At 46.2% G+C, this 16,954-nt stretch carries 17 protein-coding genes; 4 read left to right on the top strand and 13 right to left on the bottom strand.

Annotated elements, in window-relative coordinates; translation table 11 throughout:
* Positions 1 to 52: 52 nt before the first annotated feature.
* The 12 genes from Q0X97_RS01290 to cmk all read right to left on the bottom strand — a co-directional run bounded on the left by Q0X97_RS01290 (position 53) and on the right by cmk (position 11,311).
* Positions 53 to 682: a tetratricopeptide repeat protein gene (locus Q0X97_RS01290; RefSeq protein WP_302065453.1), complete on the bottom strand. Its 630-nt coding sequence runs from the start codon at positions 680 to 682 to the stop codon at positions 53 to 55.
* Positions 683 to 1,978 carry a histidine--tRNA ligase gene (gene hisS, locus Q0X97_RS01285; RefSeq protein WP_302065452.1) on the bottom strand — a complete coding sequence of 432 codons (1,296 nt, stop codon included), beginning with the start codon at positions 1,976 to 1,978 and terminating at the stop codon, positions 683 to 685.
* Positions 1,979 to 2,025: 47 nt separating this feature from the next.
* Entirely contained in the window at positions 2,026 to 2,412 is a 387-nt protein-coding gene (locus Q0X97_RS01280; RefSeq protein ID WP_302065451.1) for a hypothetical protein, read from the bottom strand.
* A gap of 84 nt (positions 2,413 to 2,496) precedes the next feature.
* Positions 2,497 to 3,768 carry a flavodoxin-dependent (E)-4-hydroxy-3-methylbut-2-enyl-diphosphate synthase gene (gene ispG / locus Q0X97_RS01275; protein WP_302065450.1) on the bottom strand — a complete coding sequence of 424 codons (1,272 nt, stop codon included), beginning with the start codon at positions 3,766 to 3,768 and terminating at the stop codon, positions 2,497 to 2,499.
* The gene (locus tag Q0X97_RS01270) at positions 3,768 to 4,715 is read right to left on the bottom strand and encodes a RodZ domain-containing protein (protein ID WP_302065449.1); all 948 of its coding nucleotides are present in this window, start codon (positions 4,713 to 4,715) and stop codon (positions 3,768 to 3,770) included. The genes ispG and Q0X97_RS01270 overlap by 1 nt, the downstream gene beginning before the upstream one ends.
* Positions 4,715 to 5,482, bottom strand: coding sequence for a type IV pilus biogenesis/stability protein PilW (pilW, locus tag Q0X97_RS01265; protein ID WP_302065448.1), 768 nt, complete (start codon positions 5,480 to 5,482; stop codon positions 4,715 to 4,717). Before pilW ends, Q0X97_RS01270 begins: the two co-directional genes overlap by 1 nt.
* A 4-nt stretch (positions 5,483 to 5,486) precedes the next feature.
* Entirely contained in the window at positions 5,487 to 6,584 is a 1,098-nt protein-coding gene (rlmN, locus tag Q0X97_RS01260) for a 23S rRNA (adenine(2503)-C(2))-methyltransferase RlmN (RefSeq protein ID WP_302065447.1), read from the bottom strand.
* A 68-nt stretch (positions 6,585 to 6,652) separates the two neighbouring features.
* On the bottom strand, positions 6,653 to 7,078 hold the full coding sequence (gene ndk, locus Q0X97_RS01255; RefSeq protein ID WP_107928141.1) for a nucleoside-diphosphate kinase: 426 nt from the start codon (positions 7,076 to 7,078) through the stop codon (positions 6,653 to 6,655).
* A gap of 64 nt (positions 7,079 to 7,142) precedes the next feature.
* On the bottom strand, positions 7,143 to 8,309 hold the full coding sequence (gene zapE / locus Q0X97_RS01250) for a cell division protein ZapE (protein ID WP_302065523.1): 1,167 nt from the start codon (positions 8,307 to 8,309) through the stop codon (positions 7,143 to 7,145).
* 184 nt (positions 8,310 to 8,493) lie between these two features.
* On the bottom strand, positions 8,494 to 8,802 hold the full coding sequence (locus tag Q0X97_RS01245) for an integration host factor subunit beta (RefSeq protein ID WP_302065446.1): 309 nt from the start codon (positions 8,800 to 8,802) through the stop codon (positions 8,494 to 8,496).
* A gap of 8 nt (positions 8,803 to 8,810) precedes the next feature.
* On the bottom strand, positions 8,811 to 10,496 hold the full coding sequence (rpsA, locus tag Q0X97_RS01240) for a 30S ribosomal protein S1 (RefSeq protein ID WP_107879040.1): 1,686 nt from the start codon (positions 10,494 to 10,496) through the stop codon (positions 8,811 to 8,813).
* A gap of 155 nt (positions 10,497 to 10,651) precedes the next feature.
* The gene (gene cmk, locus Q0X97_RS01235) at positions 10,652 to 11,311 is read right to left on the bottom strand and encodes a (d)CMP kinase (protein ID WP_302065445.1); all 660 of its coding nucleotides are present in this window, start codon (positions 11,309 to 11,311) and stop codon (positions 10,652 to 10,654) included.
* A 259-nt stretch (positions 11,312 to 11,570) separates the two neighbouring features.
* Between cmk and Q0X97_RS01230 the strand changes: the two genes are divergently transcribed.
* Positions 11,571 to 12,806 carry a uracil-xanthine permease family protein gene (locus tag Q0X97_RS01230; RefSeq protein ID WP_302065444.1) on the top strand — a complete coding sequence of 412 codons (1,236 nt, stop codon included), beginning with the start codon at positions 11,571 to 11,573 and terminating at the stop codon, positions 12,804 to 12,806.
* 101 nt (positions 12,807 to 12,907) lie between these two features.
* Here Q0X97_RS01230 and Q0X97_RS01225 read toward each other — a convergent pair whose 3' ends face one another.
* Positions 12,908 to 13,351: a DUF4149 domain-containing protein gene (locus Q0X97_RS01225; RefSeq protein WP_302065443.1), complete on the bottom strand. Its 444-nt coding sequence runs from the start codon at positions 13,349 to 13,351 to the stop codon at positions 12,908 to 12,910.
* A 233-nt stretch (positions 13,352 to 13,584) separates the two neighbouring features.
* Here Q0X97_RS01225 and Q0X97_RS01220 point away from each other — a divergent pair, with 233 nt between their 5' ends.
* The 3 genes from Q0X97_RS01220 to mnmA all read left to right on the top strand — a co-directional run bounded on the left by Q0X97_RS01220 (position 13,585) and on the right by mnmA (position 16,936).
* The gene (locus tag Q0X97_RS01220; RefSeq protein ID WP_302065442.1) at positions 13,585 to 15,180 is read left to right on the top strand and encodes a YdgA family protein; all 1,596 of its coding nucleotides are present in this window, start codon (positions 13,585 to 13,587) and stop codon (positions 15,178 to 15,180) included.
* 77 nt (positions 15,181 to 15,257) lie between these two features.
* Positions 15,258 to 15,704, top strand: coding sequence for a GNAT family N-acetyltransferase (locus Q0X97_RS01215; protein WP_302065441.1), 447 nt, complete (start codon positions 15,258 to 15,260; stop codon positions 15,702 to 15,704).
* A 128-nt stretch (positions 15,705 to 15,832) separates the two neighbouring features.
* Complete coding sequence (gene mnmA / locus Q0X97_RS01210) at positions 15,833 to 16,936, top strand: tRNA 2-thiouridine(34) synthase MnmA (protein WP_302065440.1); 1,104 nt, start codon at positions 15,833 to 15,835, stop codon at positions 16,934 to 16,936.
* The last annotated feature ends 18 nt before the right edge of the window (positions 16,937 to 16,954 follow it).

Genomic DNA, 16,954 nt, shown 5'->3' with positions numbered 1-16,954 from the left:
GCGGATTTGCCGGTAGCCCCTAGAATTGGTTTATCTGTTTTTTCAGACGGCCTTATTTCAACTGTTCCGCCTTGAGCAACAACAATTCTTGGTCGGCAGCATCTTTAGGCAGTTTTGCCAATGCTTGCTCGTATGCGTGCAAAGCTTCTTTATTTTTACCTTGAGCAAGGTATACATCGCCTCTGGCTTCCTGCAATAACGGTTCAAAACTTGCTTCCACTTTTTTATCCAATACTGCCAATGCTTCATCGTATTTCTTTTGCTGCAAATAAACTACCGCCAACCGTTTCGAAGCCAACGTTTGCACCAGCGGATTTTTCTGATTTTTCAACACCCAATTCAGATGGCCTGCAGCGATATCATATTTGCCTTTATCAAACTCAGTAGCCGCTACCATCATGGTTGCTTGGGAAGCGGCAATACTGCCTGAATAATTTTGCTGTAAATTCTGCAAATCGGCATTAATGGCTTTAGCATCAGCTTTACTTTGCGCTTTTTCAACCATCTGCACTAATACCGCAGCAGCTTCCTGATCTTTCTTTAATACATGGTTTTGATACAAGATGTAACCGAGGTAAATCAATGCGGCAAGAACCAATGCGGCAAACAGCCAACGCCCCCAGCTTTTCCAGAAATATTTAAAATTCTCCAGCTCTTCCTGTTCCTGAATATGTGCTGCCATCTATGTATTCTTCCATTGTTCTAAAGTGTTAACCAAATCAGCTGCCGCCACAGTAACTTGGCCGAGCTGTCCCTGCATATCTTTTAATGTTACCGTGCCATTTGACAATTCATCTTGTGCGACAATCAATGCAAAACGTGCGCCGCTGGCATCAGCCTTTTTCATTTGAGCCTTCAGGCTTTGATAACCCGAATGTTGCAATATATTGAAGCCGATTCGGCGCAACATCTGCGTATATTTCAATACCTGCAAAGCCGCTCCTTCACCTTGGTGCATGGCATATATATCGGGTGCAGAATTTACCTCAAGTGCACCATATTCGCTAACCAGCAACAACAACCGCTCCACACCCATGGCAAAGCCGATAGATGGCGCAGGTTTTCCGCCCAGTTCTTCAATCAATCCGTCGTAACGGCCTCCGCCGCATACCGTAGCTTGCGCTCCGAGCTTATCGGTTGTCCATTCAAAAACCGTCTGATTGTAATAATCCAAACCACGTACCAAACGAGGATTCTCAATATAAGCAATACCCAAACCATCCAACATGATTTTGAACTGCGCATAATGTGCCAAAGATGTTTCACCCAGATAATCAATCAGTCGGGGAGCGACATTACAAATCTCTTGCAAATCAGGGTTTTTACTGTCCAGCACGCGCAACGGATTGGTATGCAAGCGGCGTTTGCTATCTTCATCTAATTTTTCTTCGTGGCGACTGAGATACTCTACCAATGCGGCACGATGTGCCGCCCGTTCTTCTCGGCTACCTAAACTATTGATTTCCAAAGTCAGGTAATCACGAATGCCCAGTTCGTTCCACAATTCCGCCGACATCGCCACAATTTCGACATCAACATCAGGCCCTTCAAAACCCAATGCTTCAATGCCTACTTGGTGGAATTGGCGGTAACGTCCTTTTTGCGGACGCTCCCGACGAAACATCGGGCCCATATACCACAACTTCTGGGGGCCGTTATACAGCAAATTGTGTTCTACAACCGCACGCAGACAAGATGCCGTGCCTTCAGGACGAAGAGTTAAGCTCAACGAATCATTGGAATCTGAAAAAGTGTACATTTCCTTACCAACCACATCGGTTTCTTCTCCGATAGAGCGGACAAACAAACCGGTTTGCTCCACAATCGGCGTGCGGATTTGTTGATAACCGAAACGGTGAGTCCAACGTACGACAATATCTTCGAATGCCTGCCAGAAAGATGCGGTAAGTTTGAAGTCTTTCTGTACGACAGGCAATAAATCATTCATGCCTTTAACGGCTTGGATTTTTTGTCCCATAATTATATTTTTATATCAAATTGATTTCAGACGGCCTTAAGCTAATATTAAATAAACTGGCGCAGCATGCTATCGGTTAAATTGACAAATTGCCTGTACTTATCGGATTGCCCGATATTTTCTTTATCTAATTCAATCGGCACAAGAACACCGTTCTTATTGCCGTAAAGCATAATATTTTCAATCTCCCAAATTTGCTTCTTATGCGAAGTATTCGACGGCACAACAAAAGCCTGCACCATCTCTCCTGATGGAAGATTCTGCAAAATTACACTTTTCTTCACATTTTCAATTAAATCCGCTTCAGCATATTGAAACGGATTAACCGCCATATCACTTACACCTTGGTAAGTGTAAATAAAAACTTTGTGTTCAGCTTTAGGATTATTGATTAAATAAAGTTTTAAGAGTAATTCGCGTAAATCCTGCTTCATGTTTACTCCTCGTATGTGCTTTTCAATGCAGATAAATAACCTTAGGCCGTCTGAAATAAACCGTAATAATCCAATTAGGTGTTTTTAAATAGAACGGATAGGAATAACTCGACTATCCTTACGCTTTTTACCACCTGCTCCGTAATTGGTTTCTACATATTCCTGAACGATAGCTAGAAACTCAACAGCCATGTTATTGCCCTTAAGCGTAACTTTCCGCTCTCCATCGACATACACGGGAGCAATGGGTGTTTCCCCCGTCCCCGGCAGACTGATACCGATATCGGCCAATTTACTTTCACCCGGACCATTCACCACACAACCCATTACGGCAACATTCAAAGACTCTACACCGGGATACTGTACACGCCATTCGGTCATCCGTTCTCGCAAATATTGCTGGATATCGCGTGCTAATTCTTGAAACACGGTGCTGGTAGTACGCCCACAACCGGGGCAAGCGGTAACCATAGGTGTAAATGAACGCAATCCCATAGTTTGCAGAATTTCTTGTCCAACAACAACTTCTTGTGTTCGCGGGCTTCCCGGCTCGGGAGTAAGAGAGATACGGATGGTATCACCTATCCCTTCTTGCAGCAGCACCGCCAGAGCAGCTGTTGACGCAACAATCCCTTTGCTGCCCATCCCCGCTTCGGTCAAGCCCAAATGCAGCGGGTAATTACAGCGCGCACCAAGCTCTCTATACACTTGAATCAAATCTTGTACGGCACTAACTTTACAAGACAGAATAATTTTGTTTTCCGGCAGACCTAGATCAACCGCTTTTTGCGCAGACTCTAAAGCCGATACAATCAATGCTTCTTTCATTACCTCTTCAGGAGGTTTGGGCGAAGCAGAGGCCAGATTGGCATCCATCATCCGTTTGGCGATACTTTGGTCAAGCGAACCCCAATTCACACCGATGCGCACAGCCTTACCATATTCAGCCGCGGTACGAATCATGTAAGCAAATTTTTCATCGCCTTTCGCGCCTTTTCCTACATTACCCGGATTAATACGATATTTAGACAAAGCCTTTGCGCATTCGGGAAATTCCTGCAGTAGCCGCTCACCGTTAAAATGGAAATCACCGATTAACGGGGTATTACAACCCATATCATCCAAGCGCCGGCGAATTTCAGCCACTTTCGATGCGGCTTCCGGACTGTTAACCGTAATTCTCACCATTTCCGAACCGGCATCGCTCAACTCTTTAACCTGTTTTGCAGTTCCTTCAGCATCCGCTGTATCGGTGTTGGTCATTGACTGCACCACTACCGGCGCGTCTGAACCAACGGTTATATGGTCAATCTCTACTTGATGTGTGTTACGGCGTTTTAATAAAGAAGTGCTCATTACTGGCCTGCAATAAACGATGATGTTTTCTTACCGACCATATGTTTCGATACGGAAATATCCTGGCCACCATAATTTGCGGTTGCACCTGACGCATAACCAATCCATACATTGTATGGCGCTCCACCTCTAAAACGATGTTCGCTGCCTGCCGGTACAATTTTATTGATAACAAATTGACCATCTTTGTCTTTGATGACTAAATTCGAACGGTAACGCACTTTAACCACCAACTCATCAGCAGCAATAAGTGCTACATCTGAAGCCGCTACGGTTAATGCAGGAGCGGAAGCTTGCACCAGTTCAGGCTCAGAGGCTTGCTGTTTGCTATTGGTAATCGCAGATGCTGCAACGGCTTGACTTTCTGAAACCGATTCTTGAGAAGCAGGTGTAATAGCCGATTCTGCTTCGCTCCCCATTGCAACTACGGAAATATTACTCGCCTGTAAGTTAGGGGCAGAAGCATTGCTTAATTCAGATTGAATATTACTATCGGTTTGTTTTGCATACTCTAAATTTGACTTGTTCTGCCAAACATATACACCTGAACCAACCAATGCCAGTACTAATAAACCTGCTACCCATTTGGGAAAGGATTTTTTAATTTCAGTTTGTTGATAATTTAATGACTGGTTGTTGCGCTCAACAGCATAAAGATTACTCCGATTTTGCGGCAAAATGCGGTCAAGATAAGACGCTACTTCATTCTCATCCAATCCCAAAAAACGCCCGTAGGTACGCAGGAATCCCCGTATAAAAACTGCTTCGGGCATCCCCTCGTAATTCCCGCTCTCCAACCCTTCAATTTGGCGCGCCGGCAATTTTAAACGCTCGGCCACCTCGCCGATAGAAAACCCTTTTTGCTCACGCGCATGACGCAACTTTGCGCCCATTTCAACGGCAGCATTATTAATATATTGCTGTTCGGTGTTTTGGTTATCGTTCATTACAAACGTCCTGTTGTAATTGTCTGCAATTCTTCAGAATAAGGGTAATTAGTCCGCAGCTGGGCTTCATACTCATAAGCTGCCTGTGTATCACCCAAAGCATTATATAAACGCCAGCCTAACAACAAATCATCAGCAGTCAAAACATCGACCTTACTTTGATATTGACGGAAGTAATAATCTGCATCGCTTAAGTTGCCTGCAAGCATCTTGGTGCGTGCCATTTCTTTGAATACCGATGTAAATTGCGGGTCGGCTGCTAATGCCCGTTCTAAATAGGCTTCTGATAAAGAATATTGCCCCATCTTAGCACTGCAAATGCCTTTATTAAGATAAGCAACTTGGGGGTTTGGATAAGTAGGATCAGCTAAAGCTTTATCAAAATAAGGAATAGCTTCATTAGGACGGTTTAATTGGCTACACATAAACCAACCGTAATTATTATTAATCTCTGCACTATTCGGATTTAAAGCAAGTGCTTTTTGAAAACTTTCCCGAGCTTTATCAGAAACTTTCAAGTACTGATAAATCTGGGCACGTATCAGCCAAGCAATCTCATTTTTGCTATTACTTTCCAAAGCTTCTTCAATACTGCTGACTGCCTGACGATAATCTTGCCCGCGCATATACTCAACAGCCAATTGAGTTTTAATATTGGAGACTTGTACGGAACGCTCACGTGCACTTGGTTTCTTAGGAGCACCACTACCGGCACATGCACTCAACAAAGCAATCAATAATAAAGATGGCCATAATTTCATTTTCATTACCTTAACTTCCCCTCTCTGCTGCCACAATCTGCTGCCACTTCTGCTGTCGGCGTGTTTTATCCTTAACCTGTCCCGCCAACTGGCCGCAAGCCGCATCAATATCATCACCACGTGTTTTCCGAACAGTAACAACAAAACCGGCTTGCTGAAGAATATCGCGGAATATACGTATATTTTCGTTGGTTGACCGATTGTATCCTGAATTAGGAAAAGGATTAAATGGAATCAAATTGAATTTACAAGGCACATCACGCACAAGTTCAATCAATTCGTGCGCATGTTGTGCCTTATCATTAATGCCGTCAAGCATAACATATTCAAAGGTCACGAAATCACGAGGAGCTTTTTCCAAATACCTGCGACATGCCGCCATTAATTCTTTTAACGGATATTTTTTATTCAGCGGCACGATTTCATCTCGAACCATATCATTAGATGCGTGCAGGGATACTGCCAAAGCAACCGGCATCACCTCTTTTAAACGATCCATTTGCGGCACCATACCTGAAGTGGATACCGTTACCCTACGCCGCGACAAGCCGTAGCCATGATCGTCCAACATCATGCTCAATGCAGTCACGACATTATCAAAATTTGCCAAGGGCTCCCCCATCCCCATCATAACCACATTGGAAATAACGCGTTCATTTTTAGGGGTAACGCCCATGGCTTTATTTGCCCACCACAATTGCCCGATAATTTCAGCGGCAGTCAGATTACGATTAAAACCCTGCCTACCGGTTGAACAAAATGTACATTCAAGCGCACAGCCTACTTGCGAAGAAATGCATAAAGTACCGCGTTCAGCCTCTGGGATAAATACGGTTTCTACGCCGTTACCGGTGCCGACATCCAACAGCCACTTCCTTGTGCCGTCTGAAGATTGTTGGGAGGTTATCAATTCAGGTACAACAACACATGCATTTTCATTCAGTTTGCTTCGTAGCGACTTAGCCAAATCTGTCATTTCATCAAAGTCTGCCACACCCGACTGATGCATCCAACGCATTACTTGTTTGGCACGAAATGGTTTTTCTCCTATTTCGGAAAAATATTGTGTCAAACTGTTTAAATCAAAATTTAACAAATTGGTTTTCATGTACTTCCATTAAAAGCTCTCAGGCCGTCTGAAAATATTCAGACAGCCTAAAAAATAAAGCTTTTTATTTAGCGTGAGCAAATTTCACTTTGACTAAAGAAATAAGCAATTTCAATTGCTGCATTTTCCAAACTATCAGAACCATGCACGGCATTAGCATCAATGGATGCTGCAAAATCTGCACGAATAGTGCCGGCTGCTGCTTCTTTCGGATTGGTTGCTCCCATCAATTCTCGGTTTTTTGCAACGGCATTTTCGCCCTCCAGTACTTGAATCATCACAGGGCCACTGGTCATAAATTCGACCAATGCTGCGAAAAAAGGACGTTCCTTGTGCACAGCATAAAAATCTTGTGCTTCTTTGGTGCTTAAATGCTTCATTTTGGCCGCAATGATACGCAACCCGTTACTTTCAAAACGACTGTAAATTTGGCCGATTACATCTTTTGCTACGGCATCCGGCTTAATAATAGAAATGGTGCGTTCAATTGCCATGTATATTCCTTAAAATGATTGCTTCAATAAAAATTGGGCAAACATTTTATCAAATTTCCCTATTTTATGGTTGAAAGTTGATTGCTTTTTCGTTGTTATTACTCAAAGTGAGATGAGGCTGGGTGAGATACTCTTTTGATTGCATCTCAATCATTCTGCTAACGGTACGTACAAATTCATTAGCAAAATCACCTTCTACATAAATTTCTTCCGCTTTCACTTTACTTGTGGCACAAAACTTCACCCTAAAATCATACAAAACATCGATTAACCACGTAAGACGGCGAGCCTCTGCCCTCTCTGCCTCACTTAGTTTTTCAATACCCGACACAAAAACCATTTCATAATGCTCGGCTAAATATAGATAATCTGCTTGGGAGCGCGGCCCGAAACATAAAACACGGAAATCAAACCAAATTGCACGTTCATCATGAGCATTACATGTCAATTCGCGCCCATGTATGATTATAGATTCAGGTTTTTTTTCCTTACCGTGGGTCATTTGCGAAAATAACTCTGTCAACTTTCGTTCGTTCTCTTCACTATCAGGTACATAAAATACTTCTGCCGGTTTTAAAGCACGTAAACGGTAATCTTCTCCTCCATCAACATTTAAAATCGTGAGTTTTTCTTCAATTAAAGCAATCGTCGGCAAAAAACTGCTACGGTTTTGCCCTTGAGGATAAAGTTCCGAAGGTGCATAGTTAGATGTCGCCACTAAAACCACGCCGCCTTCAAACAAATTTTCCAACAACCTACCCAGCATCATGGCATCGGCAATATCGCTGACATGAAATTCGTCAAAACACAAAACCCGAGTTTCCTTAGCAATCTCGGCAGCTATCGCTTTTAACGGGTCAGGTTCACTTTTAAAAGCCTTCATCCGTTGATGAACTTCCGCCATAAAAGCATGGAAATGCACACGGCGCTTGCGGCGATATGGCAAGCAACCATAAAAGACATCCATTAAAAAACTTTTTCCCCTACCTACTCCACCATAAAAATACAACCCTTTCGGCAATTGCGGGGAACGCAAACTGCGACCTAGAAAACGGTTACGTTTACGCTTGAACATCATCAATTCTGTCCAAAGCTTATCCAGATATTCAATGGCTTTTGCTTGAGCGCCATCACGGATAAAAGCAGGTTGTTCCGATGCAGCCTGATACCAAGTGAGCGGACTATGGTTGACAAAGTCGGGAGCAATAAAACGATTTTCGTTATTATTCATCATAACCAATATGGCAAATCAACAATTTTGCCATTATAAATGATTTCAGACGGCCTCCAAGTATTTAAGGCCCAATAATCACATAAATCATTTTTCCTTCTAATTCATACCTGCCATATCATACGAAACAAATATAAAAAATGATAAAAACGCCGCATTTCTGCGGCGTTTTACCTTTAAATTACTACTCGGTTAGCATAGCCTGATCTACGCGCTCGCGTAATTCTTTGCCCGGCTTAAAGTGAGGCACATATTTCTCAGGCACCTCCACACGCTCACCGGTTTTAGGATTACGGCCAACACGAGCCGGACGATGGTTCAAATCAAAACTACCGAAGCCGCGGATCTCAATACGCTGCCCCTTAGCCAGCGAACGAGTCATGGTATCTACCAAAACTTTTACGCTGTATTCGACATCTTTGGCAATCAACTGACTGCCATTCCTTTCAGCAAATACTTCTGCCAAGCGAACCATTAATTCAGATTTGGTCATGCTGCACCTTATTCCTGTTCACCAGACAATTTGGCTTTCAGCAGATCACCCAAGCTGGTCGTACCGGCACTTGCAGTTGATGCAGCATTAACTGAATTCAACGCATCGCGATTTTCTTTGGCATCTTTTGCTTTAACAGACAATTTGATGCTGCGGTTTTTGCGATCTACGGTAGAAATAACGGCTTCTACTTCTTCGCCTTCTTTCAAAACGTTACGCAAATCTTCAACACGTTCGCTAGACCACTCGGAAGCAGGCAAATAAGCTTCAACGTCGTCAGACAAAGCAATTACGGCACCTTTGGCATCTACTGATTTGGCAGTACCTTTTACCAAAGAACCTTTGTCGTTTACGCTGATGAAGTTACCGAAGGGATCGCCTTCCAATTGTTTGATGCCCAAAGAGATGCGCTCTTTTTCAACATCGATGGCCAATACAACGGCTTCCACTTCTTCGCCTTTTTTGTATTTGCGTACGGCTTCTTCGCCCGCTTCAGTCCAAGACAGGTCAGACAGGTGAACCAAACCGTCGATGCCGCCGGGCAAGCCAACGAATACGCCGAAGTCGGTGATAGATTTAACCGCGCCAGACAATTTGTCGCCTTTGTTGTGGTTGGCGGCAAACTCTTCCCACGGATTGGCTTGGCATTGTTTCATGCCCAAGCTGATGCGGCGGCGGTCTTCGTCGATTTCCAAGATCATTACTTCTACTTCGTCACCCAGCTGAACAACTTTGCTCGGATGTACGTTTTTGTTGGTCCAATCCATTTCGGAAACGTGTACCAAACCTTCGATGCCTTGTTCGATTTCCACGAATGCACCGTAGTCGGTCAGGTTAGACACTTTACCGAACAAACGGGTGCCTTGCGGATAACGACGGGTCAGGCCGCTCCAAGGATCTTCGCCCAATTGTTTCATACCCAGAGATACGCGTTGTTTGTCTTGGTCGAATTTCAACACTTTGGCTTCAACTTCTTGACCAACTTCCAAAACTTCGCTCGGGTGTTTCACACGGCGCCATGCCAAGTCGGTAATGTGCAGCAAGCCGTCGATGCCGCCCAAGTCAACGAATGCACCGTAGTCGGTGATGTTTTTAACGATACCTTTAACCACTGAACCTTCTTGCAGGTTTTCCAGCAATGCTTTGCGCTCTTCGCCCAAAGTAACTTCCAGAACTGCGCGGCGCGATACCACAACGTTGTTACGTTTTTTGTCCAGCTTAATTACTTTGAATTCAATTTCTTTGCCTTCAAAGTGCGAGGTGTCTTTTACGGGACGTACGTCAACCAAAGAACCCGGCAAGAATGCGCGGATGCTGTTGATCATTACAGTCAGGCCACCTTTTACTTTGCCGTTGATTACGCCGGACAGAATATCGCCGTTTTCCATAGCTTCTTCCAAAGCGATCCAGTCGGCCGCACGCTTGGCTTTTTCGCGTGACAGTTTGGTTTCACCGAAACCGTTTTCAACAGATTCGATGGTTACGGTAACGAAGTCACCGACTTTTACTTCAATCTCGCCCTGAGCGTTTTTGAATTCAGCTACATCAATCAGAGACTCTGATTTCAAACCGGCATTTACGGTAACGAAGTTGTTGTCGATCGCCACTACTTCAGCGGTAATCACTTCACCGGGATTCATCTCTTGAAGGGTAAAGCTTTCTTCCAACAGTTGGGCAAAATTTTCCATAGTCATATATAACTCTTTTCGGTACACCGCCAAGGAGTGTGAGGTTGGTTAGAGGAAACTTGCTGCCCCTGGCACAACAAGCGTTTACTACAAACGGTTTTCAGACGGCCTTTGGTTTTTTGAGGCCGTCTGAAAAAATTATGCGGATTATACAGCAAGGTTTAGATTTTTGCATACCAATCAAGCACTTTTTTTACAGATTCTTCGATATTCATTTCCGAAGTATCTAACAACAGCGCGTCGGGCAACTGTTTTAGCGGTGCAACGGCACGGCGGCTGTCGGCTTCGTCACGTGCTTCGATATCGGATAAAATCCGTTCGAACTCCACTCCTTCGCATTGCACGCCGATTTGCTTGGCACGGCGCTGAGCTCGGATTTGGGCGGATGCGGTTAGAAATATTTTTAAGACGGCATCGGGAAACACCACCGAGCCCATGTCGCGCCCATCTGCAACCAAACCTTTTTCGGTTAAAAAATCGCGCTGGCGTTGCAAAAGCGCCTCCCTAACTTTGGGCAGGCGGGCGACTGAAGATGCGCCCATACCAATGGCTTCGGTGCGGATCGCTTCCGATACGTCTTTACCGTCAAGCAGTATTTTCTGCCCGTCAAATACCGCCGGCAACTGCTGCACCAGTTTTGCAATACCTTCTTCATCGTCCCATTCGATGTTTTTTAATTGGGCGTAGAGTGCGGTTAAACGATATAGCGCACCCGAATCCAAATATTCAAAACCTAATGCGGCGGCTACTCGTGAAGCCACCGTTCCTTTGCCGGAAGCGCTCGGGCCGTCAACGGCAATTATTTTTCGGTTCAAATTCATTTATTGTTATCTCTAAGAAATTTAATTGTGATTCGACTAGATTAATTTGTTTTCTGCCACCATTCGATTTAATCGGATGAACGGCATTTTGTTTTCCCGTAAAGCGGCGGAATTATAGCTTTTTAAATATCTTCTGTAATTATTTTTCATAAAATTATCGACGGAAATATCTTAAATCCGACACATTCAGTTACACACAAAACATTGGCGCAAGGCTATAATCCGCCCCGTTTGTTTAAAAAACATAACGGAATCTAACATGCAACAACTCAAACTAGCTATCTCCGGTGCGCAAATTCTGTTTGTCGCTTTCGGCGCGATGGTTCTCGTGCCGCTACTTACCGGCCTTAATCCTGCTCTGGCCTTGCTGGGCGCGGGTATCGGCACTTTGCTGTTCCAACTGGTTACCAAACGCAAGGTGCCGATATTTTTAGGTTCTTCTTTCGCCTTTATTGCTCCGATTATTTATTCTATCGGCGAATGGGGTCTGCCTTCCACCATGTTCGGCTTGTTTGCCGCCGGCTTTATGTATTTTATTTTTGCCGGGCTCATCAGGTGGCGCGGATTGGCTACGGTAAACCGCCTGTTACCGCCGGTTGTCATCGGCCCCGTGATTATGGTTATCGGTTTGTCGGTTGCAGCCGTAGCCAGCCAAATGGCAATGGGGCAAGCTGGCGGCGAACAAGTAATAGACTATACGCAATCGCTGCTGCTCTCCGGCTTTACTTTTGCTGTTACCGTTATCGTTGCCGTATTCGGCAGCAAAATGATCAAACTGGTTCCGATTTTGATCGGTGTTGCCGCCGGTTATACCGTGGCTTTAGTGATGGGATTGGTGGATACCGCGCCGATCATGAATGCTCCGTGGTTTGCCATTCCTCATTTTGAAACGCCGCAAATCAACTGGCAGGCGGCTCTGTTTATGCTGCCCGTTGCCATTGCACCCGCCATCGAACACATCGGTGGGGTAATGGCCATCGGCAAAGTAACCGGCAACGATTATGCAAAAGACCCGGGACTGGATAAAACTTTGGCAGGCGACGGCTTGGGCGTATGCGTCGCCGGTTTGATCGGCGGCCCGCCGGTAACCACTTACGGCGAAGTAACCGGAGCGGTGATGATTACCAAAAACAGCAATCCGAAAATCATGACTTGGGCGGCAATTTTTGCCATCAGCATGGCTTTTTTCGGAAAATTCAATGCTTTTTTGGCTTCGATTCCATTGCCGGTAATGGGCGGCATCATGATTTTACTGTTCGGAACCATCGCCTCACTTGGTTTAAAAACCTTGATTGATGCCAAAGTAAATCTGATGCAACCGAAAAATCTGGTTATCGTCAGCTCGGTATTGACCACCGGTGTAGGCGGCATGGTAATCAAATTTGGCAGCATGAGCTTCGCCGGCGTGGGCTTGTGTGCCATTTTAGCCATTCTGCTCAACTGGTTGCTACCTGACGAAAAATTCAGTGATACCATCATCAGCAAAGAAATTTAACCGGTCAAACTATAGTTTCGACTATCCGGTCTAACCAAAAAGGCCGTCTGAAACATAAACAATATGTTTCAGACGGCCTCTTTCTAAAAAAAAACAATATGCTAATACCAATCCAATTTCAGCAACCGGAAAACCAGCCCCAAAGCCAGCACGCTGCATATCATATAAATGATACTCGAGATGCCGTGCCACTGGCCGAATGATCCTCCGATGAGGGATAGCAGCCAATTTGTTTTCCCTGCTTTATGCGCCTCGATAACGGGAGTAACCAAAAACTGATTTACCGCCAAAAACGATAGCAGCGCCAGCACAAACTTATTGGTATACGAACGCATCACATGTCTGCTCAATTCGGCGCGGCCGATAAAGTAAACCAACAGCCAAACCGCCATGCCTGTATAGGCCACCACATTAAACATCACACCGGCCAAAGCTCCGGCTTCCATTCTGCCCATATTTTGAAACAATATCGGCGCAACCAAATAACCTACGCCCAATTGCAAACCCAACCATGTTCCTGCCAAAACCGCTGCCAATTTATTCATATTCTACCTATCCATTGTTTTCATTTATGCCGTCCGCCGCCCGACAACAATCTGTACAAGCAAACCATCCGACGGCGAAAATACTTAAAAATTAAAATAATATTTTCCCAGTAAAATATTATTTAATCAATATTGCCAACAATTATGACATCAGGCCGTCTGAAAACCGCCGCAAAGACAAATCCTATAAATGATGCTATTCTTCAAACTTTCCGTTTTATCTATTTGAAGCAATGAAAAAGCTCCTGATTTCCGTATTACTGGTTGTGTTCGTCGCGCTGGCCGCCGTTTTTGTCGGCCTGCCTTACTATCTCGGCACCAAAGCCGAAGAAAGTCTGAACGCACAGCAAGCACTGCTCGCACAGTCCAGCTTTTTAACGGTCGAATCGCACCAATACGAACGGGGCTGGTTTAGTGCCACCGAAACCACCGTAATCCACCTGAAACCCACCCTGCTTCACAACACTCAAAAATACCTGCCCGACAATCTCAAAACCGTGTTAAAAGAACCGATTACCGTCGTCAACCACATCAAACACGGCCCGTTTGCAGGCGGATTGACGCCCGTTCGCGCCCATGTGGAAACCGAATTCAAATACCACCCCGAAACAGCCAAAGTGCTGGCACGCTTTTTCGGCGGACAAACTCCGGTAAGCATGACCAATACCGTTTATTTAAACGGAAACGGAAAAATCGCATTAAACGTGCCTTCTTTCGATTATGAAGAACTTTCCGGTATCAAACTCAACTGGAAAGGGCTGGAAGGCACCACTTCATACCAAGCCGATTTCCAAGACTACACCCATGATTACGCAGCGCCCGCTCTGCAAATCAAACTGGCCGACAAAGGCGATATCGGCATGGAAAACCTGCGCGTCCGCACCCAAACCATCGACGGCAGCAACCGCTTGGCGTTGGGCAGCAGCGAATTTTCCTTAGACAAACTCTCGCTGCAATGGAAAGAAGGCATTGATTATAATGTCAAATTAAACGAACTGGTTAATCTGGTTACCGATTTGCAGATCGGTGCCTTCATCAACCCCACCGGCACGGTTGCACCTTCTAAAATCTTGCTTGAAAAACTCCGCTTTGATACCAAAACCCATGAAAATGGTGGCTGGATCGACAGCGAAGGGCGTTTCCGCTTCCAAACCCTAACCTACGGCAACGACCGTTACGGCCCGTTGGATATCGACATCGCAGCCGAACATCTCGATGCCAAAGGCCTGCTTGCCATCAAAAACAAAATGGCCGAACTTGCTTCGACCGAAATGACCGAAGAACAAATTCAAAACGAATTGTTGAAAACCGCCAAAACCGAGGCTGCAGGGCTGTTCATCCAAAATCCCGTACTCAAAGTTAAAGCCTTCAACTTTACCATGCCGCAAGGCGTGGTCGATGTGAAAGGCGAAATGCGTTTTAACGGCCTGACCCAAGCCGATATGAACGACTTCAGCGCCATGGTAAAAAAAACCGAAGCCAAGCTCGACATGCGCGTGCCGCAAAAACTGCTTGAAGAACTGGCCATCAACCAAGCCAGCAGCATCTTCAGCGTTAACCCCGAAGATGCCGCGGAAGGCCGCGCCAGCATCGAGGACATCAACGAAACCCTGCGCCTGATGGTAGACAGCACCGTAAACTCGATGGCGCGCGAGCAATATTTGACATTGGACGAAGGCGATATCCGCACGCTGATAGAATTAAACAAAGGCCGTCTGAAATTAAACGGCAAAGTGTTCGAGAGCGAACCGGAACCGGACTTCAACGAAAACGATTTGCTGCCGGAAAATGCCGATTCCGCCCTTGAAGAAGAGGAAACAACATCCTAATCCGAAAGGCCGTCTGAAAATAAACATTCAGACGGCCTTTGATATTTATCCACCCTATTGTTTACCGAACCATCAATATGCAATGGCACAGCAAAACCTTCCCCCAACTTACCAACCTTGAGCTTTACCGCATCCTGCAATTACGCAGCCGTATTTTCGTGGTCGAACAAAACTGTGCATTTTTAGATTCAGACGGCCTCGACCTCGAAGCCGTGCACATTTACTATGGCAACGAAAATACCGTTGCCGCTTACGCCCGCATTCTCAAAATGCCCGACCATCCCATCGCCCCCGCAGCCATAGGCCGATTGGCCGTTGCCGCCGAATACCGCAGGCAGGGTCTTGCTGCCGAAGCCCTGCAACGCAGCATGGATTACATCCAAACCGTCTGGCAGTGCCGCACCATCTACCTGCAAGCCCAAACCTACCTGCTGCCGTTTTACCGGCGGTTCGGCTACGAAGCCGTATCGGAAGAATATTTGGAAGACGGCATCCCCCACATCGACATGCGTTTTACCCGTTAAGCAAACAGGCCGTCTGAAAACATCGCCTCCGCAACCCCGATTCTTTTCAGACAGCCTCTTCTTAACACCAACCCAACCTGTGTTAAAATTCTTCTTTAAATTCCCGCCCCATTTTCCGCATCTGCATCATGCACATATCGAACACCCCGCAAAACATCATCGTCGGCTTATCCGGCGGCGTTGATTCCTCCGTTACCGCGTACCTTCTCAAAGAACAAGGCCACCAAGTGCGCGGCGTTTTCATGCAAAACTGGGAAGACGACAACAACGACGAATATTGCAGCATCAAACAAGATTCACTCGATGCCATGTCGGTGGCCGACATCATCGGCATCGACATCGACATCGTCAATTTCGCCGCCCAATACAAAGACAACGTCTTCGCCTACTTCCTCAAAGAATATCAAGCAGGCCGCACGCCCAATCCCGACGTATTGTGCAACGCCGAAATCAAATTCAAATGCTTTCTCGACTACGCCGTCGAACAAGGCGCAGACGTGATCGCCACCGGCCACTACGCCCGCAAAGAAGTGCGCAACGGCGTGCACTACCTGCTCAAAGGTCTCGACAACAACAAAGACCAAAGCTACTTTTTATACCGCCTCAAACCGCACCAGCTCGAACGCGCCATCTTCCCGCTCGGCGACTTGGAAAAACCCGAAGTCCGCCGCCTCGCCGCCGCAGCCAAACTGCCGACCGCCGCCAAAAAAGACAGCACCGGCATCTGCTTTATCGGCGAACGCCCGTTCCGCGAGTTCCTGCAAAAATACCTGCCCACCGACAACGGCGACATGGTTACGCCCGAGGGCAAAAAAGTAGGCGGACACGTCGGCCTGATGTTCTACACCATCGGCCAGCGCAAAGGCTTGGGCATAGGCGGCGCGGGCGAACCGTGGTTTGTTGCCGGCAAAGATTTAACCCGCAACCGATTAATCGTCGTACAAGGCCACGACCACCCGCTGCTCTACACCAAGAGCCTGACCATGAACGATTTGAGCTGGACACTGCCCGAACGCCCCGCCGAAGGCCGCTACACCTGCAAAACCCGCTACCGCATGGCCGATGCGCCGTGCGAGCTGCGCTACATCGACGACGAAACCGCCGAGCTGCTGTTCGACGAACCGCAATGGGCCGTTACTCCCGGCCAATCCGCCGTACTCTACGACGGCGACGTATGCTTGGGCGGCGGCATCATTACGGCTACCGACAAACCCGTTATCATTACACAATAACAGTCAGGCCGTCTGAAA

The sequence above is a fragment of the Neisseria sp. MVDL19-042950 genome (genome assembly GCF_030504625.1).
Lineage (GTDB): Bacteria > Pseudomonadota > Gammaproteobacteria > Burkholderiales > Neisseriaceae > Neisseria.
Note: the sequence above shows the minus strand (reverse complement) of the source record. Positions and strands in the feature narration are given on the sequence as shown.